Source organism: Cronobacter sp. HA18003 (assembly GCF_011605905.1).
In the GTDB taxonomy this organism is placed as follows: Bacteria; Pseudomonadota; Gammaproteobacteria; order Enterobacterales; family Enterobacteriaceae; genus Cronobacter; species Cronobacter sakazakii.
Genome location: NZ_JAANQO010000011.1, coordinates 1774605 through 1797457, shown reverse-complemented (window position 1 = coordinate 1797457; position 22853 = coordinate 1774605). Strand labels below are relative to the sequence as shown.

At 56.1% G+C, this 22853-nt stretch carries 24 protein-coding genes; 5 read left to right on the top strand and 19 right to left on the bottom strand.

The genetic code is table 11. The features are described from left to right. Positions 1-68: 68 nt before the first annotated feature. Positions 69-1430, bottom strand: coding sequence for an anaerobic C4-dicarboxylate transporter DcuC (gene dcuC, locus G6041_RS09625; RefSeq protein WP_012125378.1), 1362 nt, complete (start codon positions 1428-1430; stop codon positions 69-71). Positions 1431-1890: 460 nt separating this feature from the next. On the opposite strand from dcuC, the gene pagP reads away from it, so the two are divergent. Next, complete coding sequence (gene pagP / locus G6041_RS09620) at positions 1891-2469, top strand: lipid IV(A) palmitoyltransferase PagP (protein ID WP_007865575.1); 579 nt, start codon at positions 1891-1893, stop codon at positions 2467-2469. A 190-nt stretch (positions 2470-2659) separates the two neighbouring features. After that, positions 2660-2869 (top strand): transcription antiterminator/RNA stability regulator CspE, encoded by a 210-nt coding sequence (gene cspE / locus G6041_RS09615; protein ID WP_002439184.1) that lies wholly within the window; start codon positions 2660-2662, stop codon positions 2867-2869. A 229-nt stretch (positions 2870-3098) separates the two neighbouring features. Here the strand turns inward: cspE and crcB are convergent, their stop codons facing one another. After that, positions 3099-3482: a fluoride efflux transporter CrcB gene (gene crcB / locus G6041_RS09610; protein WP_012125377.1), complete on the bottom strand. Its 384-nt coding sequence runs from the start codon at positions 3480-3482 to the stop codon at positions 3099-3101. Between the two features lie 82 nt (positions 3483-3564). Here crcB and G6041_RS09605 point away from each other — a divergent pair, with 82 nt between their 5' ends. Then, positions 3565-4353 (top strand): deaminated glutathione amidase, encoded by a 789-nt coding sequence (locus G6041_RS09605; RefSeq protein WP_012125376.1) that lies wholly within the window; start codon positions 3565-3567, stop codon positions 4351-4353. A gap of 126 nt (positions 4354-4479) precedes the next feature. Next, the gene (tatE, locus tag G6041_RS09600) at positions 4480-4683 is read left to right on the top strand and encodes a twin-arginine translocase subunit TatE (RefSeq protein ID WP_007865585.1); all 204 of its coding nucleotides are present in this window, start codon (positions 4480-4482) and stop codon (positions 4681-4683) included. A gap of 89 nt (positions 4684-4772) precedes the next feature. On the opposite strand, the gene lipA is transcribed toward tatE, so the two are convergent. The 14 genes from lipA to leuS form a co-directional block, all read right to left on the bottom strand. After that, positions 4773-5738 (bottom strand): lipoyl synthase, encoded by a 966-nt coding sequence (gene lipA, locus G6041_RS09595; protein WP_004387213.1) that lies wholly within the window; start codon positions 5736-5738, stop codon positions 4773-4775. 190 nt (positions 5739-5928) lie between these two features. After that, the gene (locus G6041_RS09590) at positions 5929-6924 is read right to left on the bottom strand and encodes a YbeF family transcriptional regulator (RefSeq protein ID WP_032990161.1); all 996 of its coding nucleotides are present in this window, start codon (positions 6922-6924) and stop codon (positions 5929-5931) included. A gap of 320 nt (positions 6925-7244) precedes the next feature. Continuing rightward, positions 7245-7886 (bottom strand): lipoyl(octanoyl) transferase LipB, encoded by a 642-nt coding sequence (gene lipB / locus G6041_RS09585; RefSeq protein WP_007848221.1) that lies wholly within the window; start codon positions 7884-7886, stop codon positions 7245-7247. A 78-nt stretch (positions 7887-7964) separates the two neighbouring features. Then, on the bottom strand, positions 7965-8228 hold the full coding sequence (gene ybeD / locus G6041_RS09580) for a DUF493 family protein YbeD (RefSeq protein WP_004387210.1): 264 nt from the start codon (positions 8226-8228) through the stop codon (positions 7965-7967). Positions 8229-8333: 105 nt separating this feature from the next. Then, complete coding sequence (gene dacA / locus G6041_RS09575) at positions 8334-9548, bottom strand: D-alanyl-D-alanine carboxypeptidase DacA (RefSeq protein ID WP_004387209.1); 1215 nt, start codon at positions 9546-9548, stop codon at positions 8334-8336. A gap of 144 nt (positions 9549-9692) precedes the next feature. Next, entirely contained in the window at positions 9693-10874 is a 1182-nt protein-coding gene (rlpA, locus tag G6041_RS09570) for an endolytic peptidoglycan transglycosylase RlpA (protein ID WP_007902785.1), read from the bottom strand. 10 nt (positions 10875-10884) lie between these two features. Beyond that, on the bottom strand, positions 10885-11997 hold the full coding sequence (gene mrdB / locus G6041_RS09565; RefSeq protein ID WP_007848231.1) for a peptidoglycan glycosyltransferase MrdB: 1113 nt from the start codon (positions 11995-11997) through the stop codon (positions 10885-10887). A 1-nt stretch (position 11998) separates the two neighbouring features. Beyond that, positions 11999-13900, bottom strand: a complete 1902-nt coding sequence (gene mrdA / locus G6041_RS09560; protein ID WP_004387206.1) for a peptidoglycan DD-transpeptidase MrdA — start codon at positions 13898-13900, stop codon at positions 11999-12001. 25 nt (positions 13901-13925) lie between these two features. Beyond that, positions 13926-14393 carry a 23S rRNA (pseudouridine(1915)-N(3))-methyltransferase RlmH gene (rlmH, locus tag G6041_RS09555; protein ID WP_012125372.1) on the bottom strand — a complete coding sequence of 156 codons (468 nt, stop codon included), beginning with the start codon at positions 14391-14393 and terminating at the stop codon, positions 13926-13928. Between the two features lie 3 nt (positions 14394-14396). Continuing rightward, on the bottom strand, positions 14397-14714 hold the full coding sequence (gene rsfS, locus G6041_RS09550) for a ribosome silencing factor (protein ID WP_004387204.1): 318 nt from the start codon (positions 14712-14714) through the stop codon (positions 14397-14399). Between the two features lie 303 nt (positions 14715-15017). Beyond that, positions 15018-15677, bottom strand: a complete 660-nt coding sequence (gene nadD, locus G6041_RS09545) for a nicotinate-nucleotide adenylyltransferase (protein ID WP_012125370.1) — start codon at positions 15675-15677, stop codon at positions 15018-15020. After that, complete coding sequence (holA, locus tag G6041_RS09540; RefSeq protein WP_012125369.1) at positions 15670-16701, bottom strand: DNA polymerase III subunit delta; 1032 nt, start codon at positions 16699-16701, stop codon at positions 15670-15672. Before holA ends, nadD begins: the two co-directional genes overlap by 8 nt. Continuing rightward, positions 16701-17297: an LPS assembly lipoprotein LptE gene (gene lptE / locus G6041_RS09535; protein ID WP_041460574.1), complete on the bottom strand. Its 597-nt coding sequence runs from the start codon at positions 17295-17297 to the stop codon at positions 16701-16703. Before lptE ends, holA begins: the two co-directional genes overlap by 1 nt. A 14-nt stretch (positions 17298-17311) precedes the next feature. After that, entirely contained in the window at positions 17312-19894 is a 2583-nt protein-coding gene (gene leuS / locus G6041_RS09530; protein WP_007848251.1) for a leucine--tRNA ligase, read from the bottom strand. Positions 19895-20121: 227 nt separating this feature from the next. On the opposite strand from leuS, the gene G6041_RS09525 reads away from it, so the two are divergent. Then, positions 20122-20604, top strand: a complete 483-nt coding sequence (locus tag G6041_RS09525) for a zinc ribbon-containing protein (protein WP_004387200.1) — start codon at positions 20122-20124, stop codon at positions 20602-20604. A gap of 44 nt (positions 20605-20648) precedes the next feature. Here the strand turns inward: G6041_RS09525 and G6041_RS09520 are convergent, their stop codons facing one another. From G6041_RS09520 to G6041_RS09510, 3 genes are read right to left on the bottom strand one after another with little or no spacing between them, the layout of a single operon-like run. After that, positions 20649-21374: an amino acid ABC transporter ATP-binding protein gene (locus G6041_RS09520; RefSeq protein WP_012125367.1), complete on the bottom strand. Its 726-nt coding sequence runs from the start codon at positions 21372-21374 to the stop codon at positions 20649-20651. Continuing rightward, on the bottom strand, positions 21374-22048 hold the full coding sequence (gene gltK / locus G6041_RS09515; RefSeq protein WP_004387196.1) for a glutamate/aspartate ABC transporter permease GltK: 675 nt from the start codon (positions 22046-22048) through the stop codon (positions 21374-21376). The genes G6041_RS09520 and gltK overlap by 1 nt, the downstream gene beginning before the upstream one ends. Next, the gene (locus tag G6041_RS09510) at positions 22048-22788 is read right to left on the bottom strand and encodes an amino acid ABC transporter permease (protein WP_007781806.1); all 741 of its coding nucleotides are present in this window, start codon (positions 22786-22788) and stop codon (positions 22048-22050) included. The genes gltK and G6041_RS09510 overlap by 1 nt, the downstream gene beginning before the upstream one ends. Positions 22789-22853: the final 65 nt, after the last annotated feature.

The following is a 22853-nucleotide window of genomic DNA, read 5'->3' as shown; positions in this document are numbered from 1 at the left end:
TGTCATTTAACCATAAAAAAAGCGCCACGAGGGCGCTTTTCGGACAGATTCCGCTTAAGGACAGCAGATTATGCCGCAACCAGCAGTTGCGTCGCCAGGATCACGACGATTAATCCAACCAGCACCGGCACCGAGGTGCGTTTAACGACTTCAAACGGTGAGATTTTCGCCATCCCGGCGACCGCCACCACCACGCCGGAAACCGGTGAAATGGTGCGTCCCAGGTTGGACGCCTGCAGCATCGGGATCGTCAGATAAGCCGGATTCACCCCGGCGCTGTGCGCGAGTTTTGGGATCATCTCAACGAAGGCGTAAAACGGCGCGTTGCCGGAGCCGGTCGTCATCGCTGCAAGCATAGTGAGCGTGACCAGCACCAGCATCAGGATAATGCTGGCCGAGCCAAACGAGGTGGCGATAGAGATAAGGCTCTGGATAAAGCCTATCGCGCTGAGCCCTTGAGCGAAAACGCCGGCGGCCACCAGCAGGATCACCACGCCTGCAAACGCGTCCGCCATGCCGCGGTACGCCACTTCCAGCCCGGCAAACACCATTTTACTGTTAAAGCTGCGGATAAATTCAATCACGGCGGTCAGCACCATGCAGATCACCAGAATGGTGATGATATGCAGCTGCGGCCCCCATTTGCCGTCGAAAATCAGCACGCCAATGATCGGGCTGAACGGCAGAATCGCGTAAAAAGCGGGCGCGCTGGTGGTGATTTCTTTTACCTCCAGCGTTTCGTGATAGATGTGCTCTTTTTTATCCAGAAAGCGCTGCCAGAAGAAGTGGGCGACAGCCATGCAGATAATGGCCGCGATGGAAATCGGCAGTGTGGTTTTAAACGCAAAATTGATGAGCGGCATTTCAGAGGCCTGCGCGGCCAGCACCACATCTCCGGATGTCGGGGAGAGAATAATCGCCGCCGGAGAGGCGCATATGGCCGCCGCCGCGCCGCGGCTGATACCGACATTGACCATGACCGGGAACAGCGTCGCCATCAGCAACACGCCAAGGCCGGTCGCGGACGAGACGGCAAGCGACATCAGGCAGGCGACGAAATAGGCGGCAATCATCAGTAAATAAGGTGAATTGATATAACGCAGCGGGCGGGAGGCGAGCTTGACCACCATATCGTTGGCACCGGTATGCGTCATATACGCCGCGAAACCACACAGCATCATAATCATCATGCCGAGATCGCCGCCGCGGCTCATCAGCAGAATTTTAATATATTCAAAAATATCGCTGATAGCGTAACCGGTACTCGTTTCTTTGGCGGGCAATATGGCGTGACCCATTAGCGCGCTAATTATTAACAGGGTAATACCGCCAACAAAGAGTACGCCCGTGGCGGAATAACCTTTAATGATATAACGCGCGACCCCCACAATAACCACCGCTCCCGTGAGGAGTTCCAGAATTGTTCCCATAATTGCCTCTGTTAAGCGACTGCAAAAATAACCCGGCGACGTCAGGCGCGTGGCGCAGGCAAGCTGTGGGGGAATGTGCCTGAATTACTCTGAGCGTTATCTGATACACATCAATAAACCTTCTGCTTACCAGAAAGATGAAATTCAGATAAATAAATGTATTTTAAATTAATGGCTTGCATGGAAGCGCGATGCTGTTAGTGCAAAGAGAATGGCGTGAAAGCGCAGGATGGACGGAATTTACGTTAGGGGGCGGCACAGGGCGTGGTTATTGACGCGCATTATTTCGCAATAGGGGTTAATACGTTTTCAGCGCGGTGGGGCAGGGGAGAAGGGTCTGAAAAAAACGCCTGACAGAGGCGTGTGGGCTCGCTTTAGGAATTAACTGGCAGTCGGTTAAGTCTTCATTGAGGCAGGATCGCCCAGAATATGACTTCATACTAACAGTGGTAATTAAGACGTGACCGTAGTTAACAAATCCTTTCTGACAATCCTTATCTTTTTCTGCCAGATATTATTTCCCCTGAATGCCTCGGCGCTGGAAGCGCCACGCACCGTAAAAGCCTGGGCTTCTGTGCTTGGCGATAATATCGCCGAAACCTGGAACGAGCCGCAGCATGTCGATCTCTATGTGCCGGCCATCACCTGGCATGCGCGGTTCGCGTATGACAAAGAGAAAACCGATCGCTATAACGAACGTCCTTGGGGCGCGGGTATGGGTAAATCGCGCTGGGATGAAAAAGGCAACTGGCATGGCCTGTATGTGATGGCCTTTAAAGACTCCTACAACAAATGGGAGCCTATCGCCGGTTACGGCTGGGAAGCGACGTGGCGCCCGCTGACTGACGACGCGTTCCATGTGGGGCTGGGTTACACCGTGGGCGTAACGGCGCGTGATAACTGGGACTATATCCCGATTCCGCTGGTGCTGCCGCTGGCGTCGGTGGGTTACGGACCGGCGACATTCCAGATGACGTACATCCCCGGCACCTACAACAACGGAAACGTTTACTTCGCCTGGCTGCGCTTGCAGTTTTAAGCGCAAAATATTTTCAGTCATAAGAAAATGCGCTAAGCCAGAGAAAACAAGGCTCGCAAGCCCAACGGCAAAAAAAGTTCGCGACTTTTATCACTTTTTCTAAAAGTTCGACTGGACAAAAGCCACCACAATTGATGTACTGATATCCGACACAGCATTTGTGTCGATTTTTCATGTAAAGGTAATTTTGATGTCTAAGATTAAAGGTAACGTTAAGTGGTTTAATGAATCCAAAGGATTCGGTTTCATTACTCCGGAAGATGGCAGCAAAGACGTGTTCGTACACTTCTCTGCGATCCAGAGCAATGGTTTCAAAACTCTGGCTGAAGGTCAGCGTGTAGAGTTCGAAATCACTAACGGTGCCAAAGGCCCTTCTGCTGCTAACGTAATCGCTCTGTAATTACATACAGCAAGAATTTCAAAACCCGCTGATTCAGCGGGTTTTTTTATGCCTGTCGTTTTACTTTTTCTCAGTAAAACAGAAAGCTTTTCAGAAAAAAGGCGACGACCAGAATACTGAACAACACGGCCAGACCGCTCATCATTTGCGCTTTCATAAGCCCCTCCCGACACAGACGACAGGCCGATAGTGGCAGAGAAAAATTAAGCTAACATTAACGAGGCGTCGCTTAGCGCACGCTGAGGGAAGAAAAAAGCCAGAATGCGAGCGCCGTCATCATAAACGAGCCAAACAGATTTAGCGCCACGTTCAGCCCCGCCCAGCCGATGCGCCCTTCCTGCAGTAAAAACACCACTTCTGCGGAGAAGGTCGAGAAGGTCGTCAGGCCGCCGCACAGGCCGGTGGTGACAAGCAGCTTCCACATCGGGTCCAGATGTGTCATACGGTTAAACCACGCCAGCCCCGCGCCGATGATAAACGCTCCGGCAAGGTTGGCAGTCAGCGTACCAACGGGAATCGCGTGATGCACAGGGTTCAGACGCAGACCAAGCCACCAGCGCAATACGCTGCCGGTGCCGCCGCCGAGAAATACTGCGAGCATGATTTTCAACATGGGCGTTTGTCATAATGTTATTTGCAAGGCGAATAGTTTACCGTCAGCACAGGCACGCTGGCTACCGTAAGGGGGATGTGACATGAAAGTAGCGGTTGGACAGTTTGCAGTGACGCCTGACGCGCAACAGAACGCGCGAACCTGCGTGGAGCTGATGGCGAATGCCGCCAGCCAGAATGCCGCATTGCTGGTGCTCCCAGAGGCGCTGCTGGCGCGTAGCGACAGCGACCCGGATATGTCGGTAAAATCGGCCCAGCCGCTCAATGGCGATTACGTGCAGCGGTTGCGCGAGGAGAGCGCTAGAAACCGTCTGACAACGCTTCTGACGATTCATACTCCCACCCGTGAGGGCCGGGCGGCGAATACGCTCATCGCGCTGCGCGGCGGCGAGATTATCGCGCAGTATCAGAAGATACATCTGTATGACGCCTTCGCGATGCAGGAGTCGCGGCTGGTGGACACGGGCAGCGCGCTGCCGCCGTTGATTGAGGTGGAAGGCATGAAGGTCGGGCTGATGACGTGCTATGACTTACGCTTCCCGGAGATGGCGCTGAGCCTGGCGCTCGCGGGCGCGGACGTTCTGGCGCTCCCGGCCGCGTGGGTGCGCGGGCCGCTCAAAGAGCATCACTGGGCCACGCTGCTCGCAGCTCGCGCGCTGGACACCACCTGCTATATGGTGGCGAGCGGCGAGTGCGGCAACCGTAATATTGGTCAGAGCCGCGTCGTGGATCCGCTTGGCGTGACGATTGCGGCGGCGGGTGAATGCCCGGATCTCATTTTTGCGGAGATTTCAGCGCATCGCGTAGAGCAGGTTCGCGAACAGCTGCCGGTGCTCAAAAATCGCCGTTTCGCTGCCCCGCAATTATTTTGATGTTTTTTTATCCAGCGCTTGATTCATCTCGTTACAGATTGCTATTGTGTGTCGGGCTTAAATGACCGTTAATAAGTGCGGTCTTTGACATCGCCGTCTGGCGCCAGATTTTCTAAGAAGGTAAGTATGGGTGAAATTAGTATTACCAAACTGCTCGTGATCGCCGCACTGGTTGTTCTGCTGTTTGGTACCAAAAAACTGCGTACGCTTGGGGGAGACCTGGGTGCTGCGATTAAAGGCTTCAAGAAAGCGATGAACGACGACGACACTGGCGCGAAAACGCCTGCGGCGTCCGAAGCGCCGGCAGAACGCCTTTCTCATAAAGAATAATTTCCGGCCCTTGCGGCATAAAAAAACCGGCTCATCAGAGGCCGGTTTTTTTGTGGGCGATGCTGCGATCGTAACAAGCTGTTACGTGTTTATTTGACTTCTTCGCCTTTTGCCTGGAGATCGGCATGATAAGAAGAGCGAACGAACGGGCCGCAGGCGGCGTGGGTAAAGCCCATCGCCATCGCTTCCGCTTTCATCTCTTCAAACTCGTCCGGGCTTACGTAGCGCTGCACCGGCAGGTGGTGGCGGCTCGGTTGCAGGTACTGGCCGAGCGTCAGCATGGTCACGCCGTGCGCACGCAGATCGCGCATTACCTCGATGATTTCCGCGTTGGTCTCGCCCAGGCCAACCATCAGACCGGATTTAGTCGGGATCTCCGGGTGCGCTTCTTTAAAGCGCTCCAGCAGCTTCAGCGACCAGTTATAATCCGCGCCCGGACGCACCTGACGATAAAGACGCGGCACGTTTTCCAGGTTGTGGTTGAACACATCCGGCGGCGTCGCGGTCAGGATCTCCAGCGCTCTGTCCATACGACCACGGAAATCAGGTACCAGCGTCTCGATTTTAATAGACGGGCTCTTTTCGCGAATAGCCGTAATGCAGTCAGCAAAATGCTGAGCACCGCCATCACGCAGGTCGTCGCGATCCACCGAGGTGATAACCACGTAGCGCAGCGCCATATCGGCGATGGTTTGCGCCAGCTTCTGCGGCTCGTTGGCGTCCGGGGCAACCGGGCGACCATGGGCCACGTCGCAGAACGGGCAGCGACGGGTACAGATAGCGCCGAGGATCATAAAGGTCGCGGTGCCGTGGTTGAAACACTCCGCAAGGTTCGGGCAGGAGGCCTCTTCACAGACAGAGTGGAGGCCATTTTTGCGCATCGCCGCTTTGATACCCTGGATGCGGGTAGAGTCGGCAGGGAGTTTGATTTTCATCCACTCCGGCTTTCTTAACAAAGCCTCCCGCTCTGTCGCCACATTCTTAACCGGGATAAGGGCCATTTTATCGGCATCGCGGTATTTCACACCGCGTTCCATCACAATGGGTTTACTCATAGCGTGCGTGTTCCAGTTGCGGATAACGAAGGAAAGCGTTTAAATTCAAGCTTGTGTTGTATTTATCAACTATTTTTGAATTAACGGCACGCAGTATAACATTACTGACACACAGAATCAGCCTGAGGGCACCCGAAACGACAAAGAATTTGTAAAATAGTTGTTATTTGGTGCCCTTAAGCCGCTGCTGTTATGAGAGCGATGTGCCAGCCGACACGGCGTGGTGATTAAATCCCTCCACTATCGCTTCAATCACATTTTGCACGACAGGATCACGCAGGCTGAATTTATTGTAATGTAATGAAATATCGATGGTTTCTTTTATAACGACATCGCTTTCCACTTCAATAAGTCCAAAGCTGTCTTTAAATAACGTGAATATTCGTGCGGGCATAAAGCCGATTAAATCGCTGCTGCCGATGATAGACGCAATCGTCACCATATTGTAACTACTAAACGAAACGTTTCGATCTGGCAGTAGCGTATTAATTTGCTTGCGTACGCCGTTCACCATTCCGCCCGGTAGCATAATGAAAGTGTGCTCCCATTGTTGTAAGTCGTCAGACGTGACCGGCTTGCCGGTACGAGAGCACGGATGTCCGCGACGACACACGACCGCGACGCGATCTTTAAAGAGCAGGTGAGTGCTAAGGGTTCGTGAGGACCACGAGCCACTGTCGACCACCAGATCGGTCTGGAACTGGCTCAACTGGGTTTCGGTGTCCTGCAGGGGGACATTGCGAATTTGCAGGTGCGGGTTTACTGCGCGAATCTGCTGATAAATCTGCGGGATCACCAGGGCGCCCAGCGAGGCGGACGTAGCGATGGTAATCGTGCGCTGCTTTTCGTGCTCGCCCTGTAAATCCAGCGCGCCGAGAATAGATTCCAGTCCCTGACTGATATATTCATGCATATGAGTCGCATAAGCAGTCGGCGTTACTCCTTGTCCTTTGCGAATAAACAACGGATCGGGAAATATCAGGCGCAGTTTCTGAATAGACTGGCTGATAGCCGATGGCGTCAGGTTCAGTACTCTTGCCGCGTTTACAATGCCTTTATGCACGTATACGGCTTCGAAAATCGTCAGTAGATTTAGATCGATATTTCGCAGAGTCTGGAATATTTGCGGTCTACTGTCATCTTCCTGTTTGGCTGAAGGTTTTTCAGGGGGATGGTTCAATTCCACGCTACGCTCCAACTGTATAGATAAATCAAATAATAGAGAGGTTCTATTTATAATAACTGTGAACAGGTCCCTTAGCCGACAATAAAACGCTCCGGGGATCTTACCCGCATAAAGTGAACAGGACTTTACATGGACGGCATAGGGGCGGGTGGCGTTTTCAGATAAATCCCGCTTATCTTCTCGTGCCGTTAATCCATTGATGAGATTAAGGAAAATCTATTCAGGCGCAGAGAAAATAAATAATCCGTTATGGAATGTAAAGCGGCAAATTGCATAACGATTAAAGGCCGCCACAAGAAGGGCGGCGAACAAGGAAAGTCTTAAGCGCTGATATATTCCGCCGGGGGATTATTAAGTAGCGCTAAAAAGTGATGCACCAGTCGGGGTTGTACCGCTTCGAGGTTTGCGCCAGCAGAAAGGGCGCTAACCTGCGTCATTTCCATTCCGGCGTACCCGCAAGGATTAATTCGTAAAAACGGGCGTAAATCCATATTAATATTAAGTGCAAGCCCGTGAAACGAGCAGCCTTTACGAATACGCAGCCCCAGCGAACAGATTTTTTTACCGTCGACATAAACGCCAGGCGCGTCTGGCCGAGGGTAGGCGTTAATATCCCACTCTGCAAGCGTATTAACCACGGTCTGTTCCAGCAGCGTGACCAGTTCACGCACGCCGAGCTTACGGCGTCTGAGATCTAACATCACATACATCACCTGCTGTCCGGGCCCGTGATACGTCACCTGACCACCGCGATCGCTCTGGATGACGGGAATGTCGCCCGGCATCAGCACATGCTCTGCCTTGCCGGCCTGCCCCTGTGTAAAAACCGGGGTATGCTCGACCAGCCAGATCTCATCCGGGGTGGTTTCAACGCGTTCGTCGGTAAACTGATGCATTGCCTGCGAAACGGGTTCATAAGGTTGAAGCCCGAGCTGGCGAACGATGATTTTTTCCTGAAGCAAAACGGCGTCTCCGAAGAGAGAAGGTGCGGGGAGTATATCACGAAGAGACGTTACCCGGACGCGGCCGGGTAACGGGGATCACAGTACCATACGCACGATGTCGATATCACCGAGTTCTTCATAGAGCGTTTCCACCTGCTCGATATGCGTCGCGTTGATAGTGATAGAAACGGAGTGGTAATTACCTTTGCTGCTCGGTTTGACCTGCGGCGTGTAGTCGCCAGGAGCGTGGCGCTGCACTACCTCGACGACCAGATCGACCAACTCAGGCTTCGCCAGGCCCATCACTTTGTAAGTAAAGGGGGTCGGGAACTCAAGCAGTTCGTTAAGTTTGGTTTTCATGTCAGCTCCAGCGTTACGTCAAAAAATAATAACTCCCGCCGAAGCGGGAGTTGCATTGATGCTTAGTATATGGGGATGAAAGTCAGGCTTTCAAGTGGTCAGTAATTAACCAAACCAGTGGTGGAACATCAGCTTGATGTAATCGATGATGCGACCAAAGAAATTGCCTTCCTGAATCTCTTCCAGCACGACCAGCGGGCGCTGCTCAATGGTTTTCCCGTCCAGCTGGAAGTTAATGGTGCCGACCACCTGGTTTTTCGCGAGCGGCGCGTGCAGCTCGGAAGTATTCAGCACGTAGCTCGCTTTCAGATCTTTCATGCGACCGCGCGGGATGGTCAGATAGATATCTTTATCCACACCCAACGAGGCGCGGTCGTTATCGCCAAACCACGCCGGCTCAGACGCAAACTCTTTCCCGGCTTTCAGCGGGTTCACGGTTTCGAAGAAGCGGAAGCCCCAGGTGAGCAGTTTTTTACTTTCGGCTTCGCGGCCTTTGAACGTGCGACCGCCCATCACGGCGGAGATAAGGCGCATCTGGCCTTCGGTAGCGGACGCGACCAGGTTATAGCCCGCTTTATCGGTGTGGCCGGTTTTAATGCCGTCCACGTTCAGGCTGTTATCCCACAGCAGGCCGTTACGGTTGGTCTGGCGGATGCCGTTAAAAGTGAACTCTTTCTCTTTATAAATAGAGTATTCGTTCGGCACGTCGCGGATCAGCGCCTGACCAATCAGCGCCATGTCGCGCGCCGAGCTGTACTGGCCATCCGCATCAAGACCATGTACGGTCTGGAAATGGGTGTTTTTCAGACCAAGCGCGGTGACGTAGCTGTTCATCAGGCCCACAAACGCGTCCTGGCTGCCCGCCACGTAATCGGCCATCGCCACGCAGGCGTCGTTGCCGGACTGCAGGTTAATGCCGCGGATCAGCTGCGAGACCGGCACCTGCATGCCTGGCTTCAGGAACATCAGGGATGAGCCTTTAAAGACCGGGTTGCCGGTGGCCCAGGCGTCATTGCCGATAGTCACCAGATCGGACTCTTTAAATTTACCTGCTTTCATCGCCTGACCGATGACGTAGCTGGTCATCATTTTGGTCAGGCTCGCCGGATCGCGGCGCGCGTCAGCGTTCTGCTCCGCCAGCACTTTCCCTGAGTTGTAATCGATGAGGATGTAAGCTTCCGCGTCGATCTGCGGCACGCCTGGGATCATCGTTTTGATATTGAGGTCGTCGGCATGGGCGGCGGTGGAAAGGGCTGCGACAGAAAGCGCCGTGGTAACGGCGAGACGCTGCATAAAACGAACGGAGAAAGTGGTCTTCATGGTCTGAACAACGACATCCGTGATGAGTGAAAAAAAGTGCCTTACTATAGCAAATGCCTTATGGGCTGGCATCCGACTTTGCGCATGACTTTGTTAACGGTCTTTACCGTAACTGACAAAGCGGCAGGCCAGCCCGGCCTGCAATTATTGGGCGACAGTAATGAACGATTGTACCTGGGCTTCGCTCTGCAAACGCTGCTGGAGCGAGGCTGCCTGCGTTTTGCTGGCGAACGGCCCTAACTGAACGCGATAGACCGCGCCGTTCTGGCTGACGCGTCCTGGCACGGAAAACTGCTGGCTCAGCTTTTGCTGCCACTGCGCGGCGCGCGCGCTGTCGCTGACGGCTCCAACCTGGACGACGTAATTACCAGCCGCACTCGCAGGAGCGCTGGCGGCAGGTGCAACGCTACCCTGCACGGAGCCTGGCGCGGTTACCGGCGCGTTACGGGTAGCTGGCGCGGCAAGCTGTGCGGGTTCAGATGCGGGTTGCGCGGCGGTACTGTCAGTGGTCGGCTGTGCCGTGGCGGCAGGCGGTGTAGCTTCCGGCGTTGCGCTTTCCAGCACGCCCGAGGCCAGCGTCGTCGGCGCGCCTAAAAAGCCGCCGCTTTTCACCGGCGCGCCGGTGGCGTCATCGCTTTGCAGCGTATCGTTGCTCACCGGGCGAATATCGCCCTGCGGCGCGGCAGGCTGAGGGGCAGAAGAGACGCTGCCGAGGCCGCCGCTTAAATCCGGACGCGCCGGCAGCGCGTACGTTTGTTTCGCGACCGTCGTACAGGCCATACCTGGCCCCGAGAGCGACCCGTCCGGCGCGACAATAATCGGGTCGATACGTACTTTGGTGTTGTTTGAGGTATTCAGACGATCCGCCGCCGCGCGGGAGAGCGAAATCACGCGGTCGTTGCCGTAAGGGCCGCGGTCGTTAATGCGCACGACAATCATGCGACCGTTGGCGAGGTTAGTAATGCGCGCGTAGCTCGGCACCGGCAGGGTAGGGTGCGCGGCGGTGAGTTGCATCGGGTCGAACGGCTCGCCCGAGGCGGTCAGATTGCTGTCTGGCTCCGCGTCATAGATAGCGGCAAGGCCCGCCTGGCTGAAGCGCGAGAGATCCTGAACGATGGTGTAGCGCTTACCGTCACGCTCATAATCGCTGTTTACGGAAGGATTCAGCTGTTCGTAGCGAGGCTCCGCGCCGCTTATCTCAACGACGGGGCCGTTGCAGACCGGCTGCTGTGGCGCTACGCTCGCCTGTTGTTGCCCTTCGTTATTGACGCCGCAGGCGGTTAATAACCCTGCGGCGATGCAGACGCCAATCCACTGCTTACGCATTGCGAACCTCTTATACGCTCTTCGACAACATTTTCCTGTGGGTATGGATCGACATGACGATGCCAAACCCTGCCATGAGTACAATGAGGGCCGAGCCCCCGTAGCTGACCAGCGGCAGCGGAACGCCCACCACCGGTAAGATACCACTCACCATACCAATATTCACAAACACATAAACGAACAGAATCAGCATCAGGCCGCCAGCCATGACGCGCCCGAAGGTCGTCTGGGCCCGCGCGGCAATCCACAGCCCGCGCATAATCAGCAGGACATAGAGCGCCAGCAGCACCAGTACGCCAACAAGCCCCAGTTCTTCAGCAAGAACCGCGAAGATAAAGTCGGTATGGCGTTCCGGCAGGAATTCCAGCTGCGACTGGGTGCCGTGCAGCCAGCCCTTGCCACGCAGGCCGCCTGAGCCGATAGCTATTTTCGACTGAATAATATGATAGCCCGCGCCCAGCGGATCGCTCTCCGGATCCAGCAGCATCATGACGCGCTGGCGCTGATAGTCATGCATCAGGAAGAACCAGAGAATGGGGATAAACGCCGCGATAAGCACCACCGCGATGCCGATCACACGCCAGCTTAAGCCGGAGAGGAACAGCACAAACAGGCCGGAGGCGGCGATAAGAATCGAGGTGCCGAGGTCAGGCTGCGCGGCCACCAGCAGCGTCGGCATGAAAATCAGCACCAGCGCGATGCCGGTATTTTTAAGCGTTGGCGGGCAGACGTCGCGGTTAATAAAGCGCGCCACCATCAGCGGCACGGCGATTTTAGCGATTTCTGAGGGCTGGAAACGCACCACGCCAAGATCGAGCCAGCGCTGCGCCCCTTTGGATATCGCCCCGAAGGCGTCCACCGCGACCAGCAAAATAATACAGACGATGTACAGATAGGGCGCCCAGCCTTCATAGACGCGCGGCGGGATCTGCGCCAGCACGATCATAATCACCAGGCCCATCATAATCTGGCCGATTTTGCGCTCCATCATGCCGATATCCTGGCCGCTGGCGCTCCAGATTACCATCGCGCTGTAGAAGCAGAGCGCCAGGATTATCAGCATCAAGGTTGGGTCGAGGTGGATTTTATCCCACAGCGACTTTTTATTCGGATTGTCGGTCATCTTATCGATCCTCCGCCGCCGCCGTGGCGGGGTTTTCCGTCGGCAGTTCGGTGTTATTGTCCCCGAGCATAATGTGGTCGAGGATTTGACGCATGATGGTCCCCACCGCCGGGCCCGCGCCGCCGTTTTCCAGGATCATCGCCACCGCCACCTGCGGGTTATCGTAAGGCGCGAAGGCGGTCATCAGCTTGTGGTCGCGCAGACGTTCAGCAATGCGGTGCGCATTATAGGTTTCGTTGGCTTTCAGTCCGAAGACCTGCGCAGTACCGGATTTCGCGGCGATTTTATACGGCGCGCCAGCGAAATATTTGTGGCCGGTGCCGTTGGCGCGGTTGGCGACACCATACATGCCGTCTTTGGCGATTTCCCAGTAGCCTGAATGAATATCGCCGACCGGCGGCTGTTCCGGCTGTTTCCACGGCACTTTCTGGCCGTTAACCACCGTCGTCATCAGCAGGTGCGGTACTTTGACCACGCCGTCGTTAATCAGGATCATCATGGCTTTGTTCATCTGTACCGGCGTGGCGGTCCAGTAGCCCTGGCCGATCCCGACCGGAATGGTATCGCCCTGATACCACGGTTTTTTAAAGCGTTTCATCTTCCATTCGCGCGTCGGCATGTTGCCGGAGCGCTCTTCGGAGAGATCGATACCCGTCAGGCTGCCGTAGCCGAACTTGCGCATCCACTCAGAAAGCCGGTCGATGCCCATGTCGTAAGCGACCTGATAGAAGAAGGTATCTGCAGATTCTTCCAGTGATTTCGTGACGTTAAGGCGTCCGTGGCCCCATTTTTTCCAGTCGCGGTAGCGCTTCTCGGAGCCAGGCAGTTGCCACCAGCCGGGGTCGAACAGCGACGTGTTGCGGTTAATAACGCCCGCGCTTAACGCGGAAACCGCCACATACGGCTTCACGGTAGATGCCGGCGGGTAGACGCCCTGGGTGGCGCGGTTAATCAGCGGCGTGTTCGGGTCGTTCAGCAGGCCGGAGTAATCTTTGCTGGAGATACCATCCACGAACAGGTTCGGGTTGTAGCTTGGCATCGACACCATCGCCAGAATACCGCCGGTACGCGGATCGGTGACAACCACCGCGGCGCGGCTGCCCTGAAGCAGCGTTTCGATATAGGTTTGAAGCTTGAGATCGAGCGTCAGGTAGATGTCGTGGCCCGCCTGCGGCGGCACTTCTTTCAGCTGGCGAATGACGCGCCCGCGGTTGTTAACTTCAACCTCTTCATAACCGGTCTGGCCATGCAGGACATCTTCGTAGTAGCGCTCAATGCCGAGCTTGCCGATATCGTGCGTGGCGGCGTAGTTGGCGAGCTTGCCGTCTTTATCAAGGCGTTCGACATCTTTATCGTTAATCTTCGAGACATAGCCGATAACGTGCGTCAGCGCCGCGCCGTAAGGGTAATAGCGACGCTTATAGCCTTTGACTTCCACGCCCGGGAAGCGGTACTGATTCACGGCGAAACGCGCCACCTGCACTTCCGTCAGGTTGGTTTTCACGGGAATCGACGTAAAGCGGTGCGAGCGCGCGCGCTCTTTTTTGAAGTTCGCGATGTCGTCATCGTTGAGATCGACCACCGAGCGCAGCGCCTCCAGTGTATCCTGCACGCTGTCTACCTTTTCAGGCATCATTTCTATCTGGTAGATAGTGCGGTTCAGAGCGAGCGGCGTACCGTTACGATCGTAGATAATCCCGCGGCTTGGCGGGATCGGCACCAGTTTGATGCGGTTTTCGTTGGAGCGGGTCTGATAGTCGTTAAAACGCAGGATCTGTAAGTGATAGAGGTTGACGATCAGAATCCCGGTCAGCACCAGGATGCCGGCAAAAGCGACCAGCGCCCGACGCACAAAGAGCGCGGACTCAGCCGTATAATCGCGAAAGGAATCCTTGAGTTTCATCCGCTGCTTAACTTACCTGTGGTGGTTATTCACGATGATACGGGTGATTAGTGGTAATACTCCAGGCGCGGTAGAGACTCTCCGCGACAATCACACGTACCAGCGGATGGGGCAGGGTGAGCGCGGAAAGCGACCAGCTCTGTTCCGCCGCCGCTTTGCAGGCATCGGAAAGCCCTTCCGGCCCGCCGATAAGCAGGCTCACATCGCGGCCGTCTTGCTTCCAGCGCTCAAGCTCGCGGGCCAGCTGCGGCGTATCCCACGGGCGCCCCGGAATATCGAGCGTTACGATGCGGTTTTTCCCCGCCGCCGCCAGCATCATTTCGCCTTCTTTATCCAGAATGCGTTTGATGTCAGCGTTTTTGCCACGCTTCCCCGCCGGGATCTCAATGAGCTCGAACGGCATATCTTTGGGGAAGCGGCGCAGATATTCGCTGAAACCTGTCTGCACCCAGTCGGGCATTTTTGTGCCAACGGCGACCAGCTGAAGCTTCACGCCTTAACCCCAGAGCTTTTCCAGCTCATACAGGTGACGGCTCTCTTCCTGCATGACGTGCACAATCACATCGCCGAGATCGACGACGATCCAGTCGGCGGCGTTTTCGCCTTCAACGCCGAGCGGCATCATGCCCGCCTTGCGGGACTCCTGAACAACATGATCGGCGATAGACATCACGTGACGGCTGGAGGTGCCGGTGCAGATAATCATACAATCTGTAATGCTGGATTTGCCTTTAACATCAATGGCGATGATATCCTGGCCTTTAAGATCGTCGATTTTATCAATGACAAAATCCTGGAGTGCTTTACCCTGCAAGTTTTCCCCCTGGGAATGTGAACCACAGATGACGCCGTATGCGCCATCGGATAATCGATACGAGTACAGCGCCGCGTAATGCGGGCGGGCTGCGCTCAGAAGTGGGCTATCATCCCACCACAGGCAAGAGTTTGCATCGCCATTTTTGTAAAACAATTTCAGAAAGGCGGCTTGCGGCGGGAAATATCTGGCAGCGGAGGATAACAGTATCGCCCGTTGTGTCAATGCCTGTGCCACAATCGGTTCAGCATGCGTCAGCAGAAGCGCGCCACGGGACGTATGAGTTCATTATCTTTCTTTATATTACGCCGGACGATAAAGCGCGTGCCGCTGGATGTACGCCAGTACCGCAGGCGGCAGCAGGTCGTCGCACGATTGATGGCTGGCAAGACGCGCGCGGATGTCCGTCGCGGAAATCGGGTAGAGCGGGGTGTCCGCAAGATAGATTTTCCCGGCGGGCTCGCGGTGAAGCTCATCGACATGGCGGGCGAGGCGAGGCGCTAACCAGCGCTGATCTTCGTCGGTTTTCATCTCAACCGGATAACCAGGACGACGACAGACCAGCAGGTGGCAGCACGCCAGCAGCGCCTCGTAGTTATGCCATGTGCGCAGCGTCAGCAGAGAATCCTGGCCGATGATAAACGCCAGCGGCGCGTCCGGGCCTGCCTCAAGGCGCAACTGCACCATCGTTTCGCTGGTCCAGGAGGGCGTGGCGCGCTGCAGCTCACGGGTATCCAGGCGAAACAGCGGATGACCGGCAATCGCCAGCTCCACCATCGCTTTACGCTGAAGGCTGCTGGCGCCAGGCTGCGGGCGATGCGGCGGCACATTGTTTGGCAGTATCGTCACCTGCGTCAGTTTCACTTCTCTGGCGAGCGCTTCTACGGCGCGCAGATGGCCGTAATGAATGGGGTCGAACGTACCGCCATACCAGGCCTGAAGTGCAGGGATGCGGTCAGTCATCAATAAACACTCCGGCCAGCGCTTTGTGGCACAGCACCAGCGAGAGGCTTTCCAGCTCCGGCCAGACATTCTGGCCGTAATCCTGTTTGAGCGTGATCTCGCACTGTGTCAGCAGGCGCACCGCCTGCCAGAGCCTGTCGTCGCTCAGGCGCGAGAGCGCCTCGCTGATAAGCACGCGACGGTTCTGCCAGACGCGATGTTGATCGAAGAGCGCGCGCAGCGGTGTGTTTGCCGACTGGCGTTTGAGCGTGACCAGCGTCAACAGCTCGCGCTGTAAGGTGCGCAGCAGAATCACCGGCTCGGCACCTTCCTGCCGTAACTGCTGAAGAATATGCAGCGCGCGTTTGCTTTTCCCCGCCAGCAGGGCATCAACCCAGTGGAACGGCGTAAAATGCGCGGCGTCGTTAACCGCCTGTTCAACGCGCGGCAGCGTCAGTTTGCCATCCGGCCAGATAAGCGACAGTCGCTCCAGCGCCTGGGCAAGCGCCAGCAGGTTGCCTTCGTAGCAGTAGCAGAGCAACTGACAGGCGGCGTCATCGAGTTGCAGATTCATCTGCTTCGCCCGGTTTGCCACCCAGCGCGGCAGTTGCGCCTGCTCCGGCGTCTGGCAGGTTATCTGCACGGCGCGGTCGGAGAGGGCTGTTATCCAGGCAGCGTTTTCCTGGGCTTTCGTGAGTTTGTTGCCGCGTACAATCAGCAGCAGATCGTCATGCAGCAGGCTGACCAGCGTGGCGAGCTGTTCGTTAATGGCCGCGTTAGGGCCGTTCTCCGGCAGCGCCAGTAAAAGCGTCTGGCGACTTGCGAACAGACTCATCGCCTGACAGAGCGAGAAAATCGCCTGCCAGTCGGTGCTGACATCAATAATAAAGCGGTGATGCTCTTCAAATCCGTGGGCCTGCGCCTGCTGATGAATGGCGTCCTGGCTTTCCTGGAGCAGCAACGGGTCGTTGCCGAGCACTAAATAGGCCGCGCGCAGCCCTTCGTTGAGCTGCGCGCGGAGTTGTTCAGGGTAAAGCCGTAGCATTACTGAACGGGGAGCGTGGTGGAAACGCGACCGCTGTCTGGCGTCGCTGCACTGGAGGGCGCGCTGGTCACCTGCGACGCATCGCGGGTTTGCGACTCATCGCGTGCGTGAACCGCCACCAGTTTGCGGATCAACTGTTCAGCGGCTTTGTCATACATCTCCTGAACGATGATACTGCGTTCAGCCGACTTCGCCAGCGCCGTCAGCGGGTTATCAAAGAACGAGCGATACACGCGGGCGTTGATCGGATAGATGTCATGGCCCGGGATCAGCACGGTGGCGTTAACTGTCATCACCATCTGATACTCCGCGGTACGACCGTTCTGGAAGACCGAGGCGGTATCCTGAGAAATACTCGAGCTGCCGATACGCAGCGACGGAATATCCTGACGAACCGAGCTCGCCTCGACAATCTCCACGCCGTTCAGACGCAGCTGGTTACGCACCGCGCGCGTCAGTGGGCCGTTCGGATCGCCGGAATTAAGGATTAATGTATGCATTTGCTCCGGCACCTGCGTGGTATTGCGCAGATGCCAGCCGCAACCGGCGGTGAGCATCACCGCCAGGCCTACAAACAGAGTAATCAGATGTCGCACGCTTCCTCCTGCGCTTAGCCCACAACCAGGTTAAGCAGTTTACCCGGTACGTAAATCACTTTACGCACGGTCACGCCGGCGAGGTATTTCGCCACCAGATGTTCCTGAGCGGCGCGCTCGCGCACCTGCTCTTCGGTCGCGTCAGCCGCCACGGTGATTTTACCGCGCACTTTACCGTTGACCTGAACGACGACCAGCGTCGTATCTTCCACCATCGCGCTGTCGTCCGCCTGCGGCCACGGCGCGTTGTCGATATCGCCTTCGCCTTTCAGCTCCTGCCAGAGCGTAAAGCTGACGTGCGGGGTGAACGGGTTGAGCATACGCACCACGGCCAGCAGCGCTTCACGCATTAAAGCACGATCCTGCTCGCCTTCCTGCGGCGCTTTCGCCAGTTTGTTCATCAGTTCCATGATGGCGGCGATAGCGGTGTTAAAGGTCTGACGGCGGCCGATATCATCGGATACTTTCGCGATGGTTTTATGAACGTCGCGACGCAGCGCTTTCTGATCGTCGTTCAGCGCATCGACATTCAGCGCTGGCGCGTCACCGAGCGACGTGTGCTCGTACACCAGACGCCAGACGCGTTTCAGGAAGCGGTTTGCGCCTTCTACGCCGGACTCCTGCCATTCGAGCGTCATATCCGCCGGAGAGGCGAACATCATGAACAGACGCACGGTATCCGCACCGTAACGCTCAACCATCTCCTGCGGGTCGATGCCGTTGTTTTTGGACTTCGACATTTTGCTCATGCCGGTATACACCAGCTCATGGCCCGCGGCGTCGCTCGCTTTCACGATGCGGCCTTTCTCGTCGCGCTCGACGATGGCGTCTTTCGGGGAAACCCAGTTACGTTCGCCATTCGCGCCCACGTAGTAGAACGCGTCCGCCAGCACCATTCCCTGACACAGCAGCTGTTTCGCCGGTTCGTCAGAGTTCACCATGCCCGCGTCACGCATCAGCTTGTGGAAGAAGCGGAAGTAGAGCAGGTGCATGATGGCGTGTTCGATGCCACCGATATAAATATCGACCGGCAGCCAGTAGTTGGCGGCTTTTTCGTCCAGCATGCCTTCTTTGTACTGCGGGCAAGTGTAGCGCGCGTAGTACCAGGAGGATTCCATGAAGGTGTCGAAGGTGTCGGTTTCACGCAGCGCAGGCTGACCGTTAACGGTGGTTTTCGCCCATTCCGGGTCTGCTTTAATCGGGCTGGTGATGCCGTCCATGACCACATCTTCCGGCAGGATAACCGGCAGTTGATCGGCAGGCGTCGGCATAACGGTGCCGTCTTCCAGGGTCACCATCGGGATTGGTGCGCCCCAGTAACGCTGGCGGGAAACCCCCCAGTCGCGCAGACGATAGTTCACTTTGCGCTCGCCCACGCCTTTCGCGGCGAGTTTGTCGGCAATGGCGTTAAAGGCGGCTTCAAAATCAAGACCGTCAAACTCACCGGAGTTGAACAGCACGCCTTTTTCGGTGAGCGCTTGTTCGCTCAGATCCGGCGCGGTGCCTTCTGCGGTCAGGATAACTGGCTTAATCGGCAGGCTGTATTTGGTCGCGAATTCATAGTCGCGCTGATCGTGACCCGGAACGGCCATGACGGCGCCGGTGCCATATTCCATCAGCACGAAGTTCGCCGCCCATACCGGGATAGCTTCGCCGGTTAGCGGGTGAATCGCTTTCAGGCCCGTATCGACGCCTTTTTTCTCCATCGTCGCCATATCGGCTTCAGCAACTTTGGTGTTGCGGCATTCGGCAATGAAATCGCCCAGCGCCGGGTTAGCGGCTGCCGCGGCCTGCGCCAGCGGATGACCCGCCGCCACGGCCAGATAGGTGACGCCCATAAAGGTGTCCGGACGGGTGGTATAAACCGTCAGCTTTTCGTCGCTGTTCTGGACGTCAAAGGTGATTTCTACACCTTCAGAGCGGCCAATCCAGTTGCGCTGCATGGTTTTAACGGTGTCCGGCCAGTGATCGAGCTTATCGAGATCGTTTAACAGCTCGTCGGCATAGGCGGTGATTTTAATAAACCACTGCGGGATCTCTTTACGCTCGACTTTGGTATCGCAGCGCCAGCAGCAGCCGTCGATAACCTGTTCGTTGGCAAGCACGGTCTGGTCGTTCGGGCACCAGTTCACCGCAGAGGTTTTCTTATACACCAGGCCTTTTTTGTAGAGCTCGGTGAAGAACTGCTGTTCCCAGCGGTAATATTCCGGCGTACAGGTCGCCAGCTCGCGGCTCCAGTCATAGCCGAAGCCCAGCATTTTGAGCTGGTTCTTCATGTAGTTGATGTTGTCGTAGGTCCACGGGGCCGGCGCGGTGTTGTTTTTCACCGCCGCACCTTCCGCCGGCAGGCCGAAGGCGTCCCAGCCGATGGGCTGGAGCACGTTTTTACCGAGCATACGCTGGTAGCGCGCAATCACATCGCCGATGGTGTAGTTACGAACGTGGCCCATGTGTAGTCGGCCAGAAGGATAGGGAAGCATCGACAGGCAGTAATACTTCTCTTTGCTCTCGTCTTCGGTCACTTCAAATGTGCGCTTCTCTTCCCAGTGAAGCTGTACTTTGGATTCTATCTCTTCCGGGCGATATTGCTCTTGCATGGCAGCCAGTAGTCCTGTTTTCAATACAGCTACAAATGTAGCCTTAACGTGTGTTATTTCAGATCCGCATAGCATAGCCGATTAGACCGCCGCACAACAGCCTTTCAGCGGAGGGGGCGCGAATAAGGAAATACAGGCTTTTACACGGCGCTGTGCGCTGGCTGACAAAGCGCTGCGGGATTAACGTCTACAATAAGAAGAGGTTACCCATTCAGGAGGAAAAGGCGATGAACAAGGTTGCGCAATATTACCGTGAACTGGTGGCCTCGCTCACCGAACGCGTCCGCAACGGGGAGCGGGATATCGATGCGCTGGTGGAGAGTGCAAGACGGCATATTGCCCGCACCGGCGAACTTACCCGCACGGAAGAAGAGGAAGTCACCCGCGCGGTGCGACGCGATCTGGAAGAGTTCGCCCGCAGCTATAAGGAAAGCCAGGAAGAACTCACAGACAGCGTCTTTTTCCGGGTAATCAAAGAGAGTGTCTGGCAGGAGCTGGCGGATATTACCGATAAAACCCAGCTGGAGTGGCGCGAAGTGTTCCAGGATCTCAACCATCACGGTGTTTATCACAGCGGCGAGGTAGTGGGCCTTGGCAACCTGGTGTGCGAAAACTGCCATCACCATCTGGCCTTTTACACGCCGGAAGTGCTGCCGGTTTGCCCGAAATGCGGCCATAACCAGTTCCAGCGTCGGCCGTTTGAGCCTTAATAAAACAACGCGCGGGCCGAAGCCCGCGCTGTTGTCGTGCTGTTTTAGTGAAGGATTTTCGCGAGAAAGTCTTTCGCACGTTCCGATTTCGGGTTCGCGAAGAACTCTTCTTTTGGCGAATCTTCCACAATCTTGCCTTCATCCATAAAGATAACGCGGTGCGCCACTTTACGCGCAAAGCCCATCTCATGCGTCACCACCATCATCGTCATCCCTTCCTGCGCCAGCTCTACCATCACGTCCAGCACTTCGTTGATCATTTCCGGATCGAGCGCGGAGGTGGGTTCGTCAAACAGCATCGCGACCGGGTCCATGCAGAGCGCGCGGGCAATCGCCACACGCTGCTGCTGGCCGCCGGAAAGCTGCGCCGGATATTTATTGGCGTGCGCGGATAACCCGACGCGCTCCAGCAGTTTCAGCCCTTTTTCACGGGCGGCGGCTTTGTCGCGCTTGAGCACTTTGACCTGCGCGAGCGTCAGGTTTTCGATAATAGAGAGATGCGGGAACAGCTCGAAGTGCTGGAACACCATGCCGACGTGTGAGCGAAGCTGCGCCAGATTAGTTTTTCTGTCGTTGACTTTCGTGCCGTTGACGACGATTTCGCCCTGCTGAACGGGTTCAAGGCCGTTGACGGTTTTAATCAGCGTCGATTTGCCGGAGCCGGAAGGGCCGCACACCACCACGACTTCGCCTTTGTTCACCGCCGTGGAGCAGTCGGTAAGCACCTGAAAGTGACCATACCATTTTGAAACGTTTTTCAGGGTAATCATTATACAGTCCTTTTCTTCAGCCAGCTGACCAACAGCGATGCGCTTAAACTAATGACAAAATAAACGGCGCCTGCAAACAGGATCATCTCCACCTGGGTGCCGTCGCGCTCGCCGATGGTGGACGCGGTGCGGAAGAAATCCGCAAGGCTCAGCACATAAACGAGCGAGGTATCCTGAAAGAGCACGATGCCCTGAGTGAGCAGCAGGGGCACCATGGCGCGAAACGCCTGCGGCAGGATAATTAGCTTCATGGATTGCCAGTGCGTCATCCCGAGCGCCAGCGCGGCACTCGACTGGCCGCGGGATATGCTCTGAATACCGGCGCGGATAATCTCCGAATAATAGGCGGCTTCAAACATCGAGAACGCCACCATCGCGGAGATCAGACGGATATCGGTTTTCGGCGAAATCCCCAGCACGTCCTGTAACAGCCCCGGCACAATCAGGTAAAACCACAGCAGCACCATGACCAGCGGGATAGAGCGAAACACGTTCACGTAGGCGGTGGCAAACCAGGCCAGCGGCTTAAATGCGGAAAGCCGCATCACAGCCAGCAGCGTGCCCCAGACGATACCGAAGATAACGGCAGTGACGGTGATTTTTAAGGTAATGACCAGGCCCGCCAGCAGATAAGGCATGGAGGGAACGATGGAGCTCCAGTCAAATTCGTACATTATTTGCTCCCCATGTTGCCCGGCAGGCGAACCTTACGTTCCACCAGATTCATCACCAGCATAATGACCGCATTGATAAAGACATAAGCGAGGGTGATGGCCGTAAAAGACTCCCAGGCGTGCGCGGAGTAGTCGAGCAGTTTGCCAGCCTGCGCCGCCATATCCACCAGACCGATGGTGGAGGCGATGGCCGAGTTTTTCACCAGGTTCATCATCTCTGAGGTCATTGGCGGCACAATCACGCGGTAGGCGTTCGGCAACAGCACATACCGGTAGGTTTGCGGCAGCGTCAGCCCCATCGCGAGACCGGCGTTTTTCTGGCCGCGCGGCAGCGACTGGATAGCGGCGCGCACCTGCTCGCAGACGCGGGCGGCCGTAAAAAGCCCGAGGCAAATCATCGAGGAGAGGAAAAACTGCACATTCGGATCGAGCTCCGCTTTAAACCACATGCCGAGATTTTCCGGCAGCAGTTCCGGCACGACCAGATACCAGGTAAAGAACTGGACGATCAGCGGAACGTTACGGAAAAGCTCGACATAGCAGGTGCCGATGCCGGAGAGAAAACGGTTCGGTACGGTGCGCAGAATGCCGAACAGGGAGCCAACGAGGAAGGCGATTATCCAGGCGCTTATCGACAGCGCGACGGTCACCTGGAAGCCACTCCATAGCCAGCCTAAATAGGTGGTGTTGCCGAACGGCGCATCCTGCAAAAAGATGCCCCAGTTCCAGTCTATAGACATAACGTACTCCGAAAAAAAAGAAGGGTAGCAGCGCTACCCCCTAAGATTGATGAGAAGCCTCTTTG

Bases quoted from the DNA above. Each gene is read 5' to 3' on its own strand.
- dcuC (WP_012125378.1), bottom strand. From the start codon at position 1,430: ATGGGAACAATTCTGGAACTCCTCACGGGAGCGGTGGTTATTGTGGGG.
- cspE (WP_002439184.1), top strand. From the start codon at position 2,660: ATGTCTAAGATTAAAGGTAACGTTAAGTGGTTTAATGAATCCAAAGGA.
- crcB (WP_012125377.1), bottom strand. From the start codon at position 3,482: ATGTTGAAAATCATGCTCGCAGTATTTCTCGGCGGCGGCACCGGCAGC.
- G6041_RS09605 (WP_012125376.1), top strand. From the start codon at position 3,565: ATGAAAGTAGCGGTTGGACAGTTTGCAGTGACGCCTGACGCGCAACAG.
- tatE (WP_007865585.1), top strand. From the start codon at position 4,480: ATGGGTGAAATTAGTATTACCAAACTGCTCGTGATCGCCGCACTGGTT.
- lipA (WP_004387213.1), bottom strand. From the start codon at position 5,738: ATGAGTAAACCCATTGTGATGGAACGCGGTGTGAAATACCGCGATGCC.
- ybeD (WP_004387210.1), bottom strand. From the start codon at position 8,228: ATGAAAACCAAACTTAACGAACTGCTTGAGTTCCCGACCCCCTTTACT.
- dacA (WP_004387209.1), bottom strand. From the start codon at position 9,548: ATGAAGACCACTTTCTCCGTTCGTTTTATGCAGCGTCTCGCCGTTACC.
- rlpA (WP_007902785.1), bottom strand. From the start codon at position 10,874: ATGCGTAAGCAGTGGATTGGCGTCTGCATCGCCGCAGGGTTATTAACC.
- mrdB (WP_007848231.1), bottom strand. From the start codon at position 11,997: ATGACCGACAATCCGAATAAAAAGTCGCTGTGGGATAAAATCCACCTC.
- mrdA (WP_004387206.1), bottom strand. From the start codon at position 13,900: ATGAAACTCAAGGATTCCTTTCGCGATTATACGGCTGAGTCCGCGCTC.
- nadD (WP_012125370.1), bottom strand. From the start codon at position 15,677: ATGACTGACCGCATCCCTGCACTTCAGGCCTGGTATGGCGGTACGTTC.
- holA (WP_012125369.1), bottom strand. From the start codon at position 16,701: ATGCTACGGCTTTACCCTGAACAACTCCGCGCGCAGCTCAACGAAGGG.
- leuS (WP_007848251.1), bottom strand. From the start codon at position 19,894: ATGCAAGAGCAATATCGCCCGGAAGAGATAGAATCCAAAGTACAGCTT.
- G6041_RS09525 (WP_004387200.1), top strand. From the start codon at position 20,122: ATGAACAAGGTTGCGCAATATTACCGTGAACTGGTGGCCTCGCTCACC.
- G6041_RS09520 (WP_012125367.1), bottom strand. From the start codon at position 21,374: ATGATTACCCTGAAAAACGTTTCAAAATGGTATGGTCACTTTCAGGTG.
- gltK (WP_004387196.1), bottom strand. From the start codon at position 22,048: ATGTACGAATTTGACTGGAGCTCCATCGTTCCCTCCATGCCTTATCTG.
- G6041_RS09510 (WP_007781806.1), bottom strand. From the start codon at position 22,788: ATGTCTATAGACTGGAACTGGGGCATCTTTTTGCAGGATGCGCCGTTC.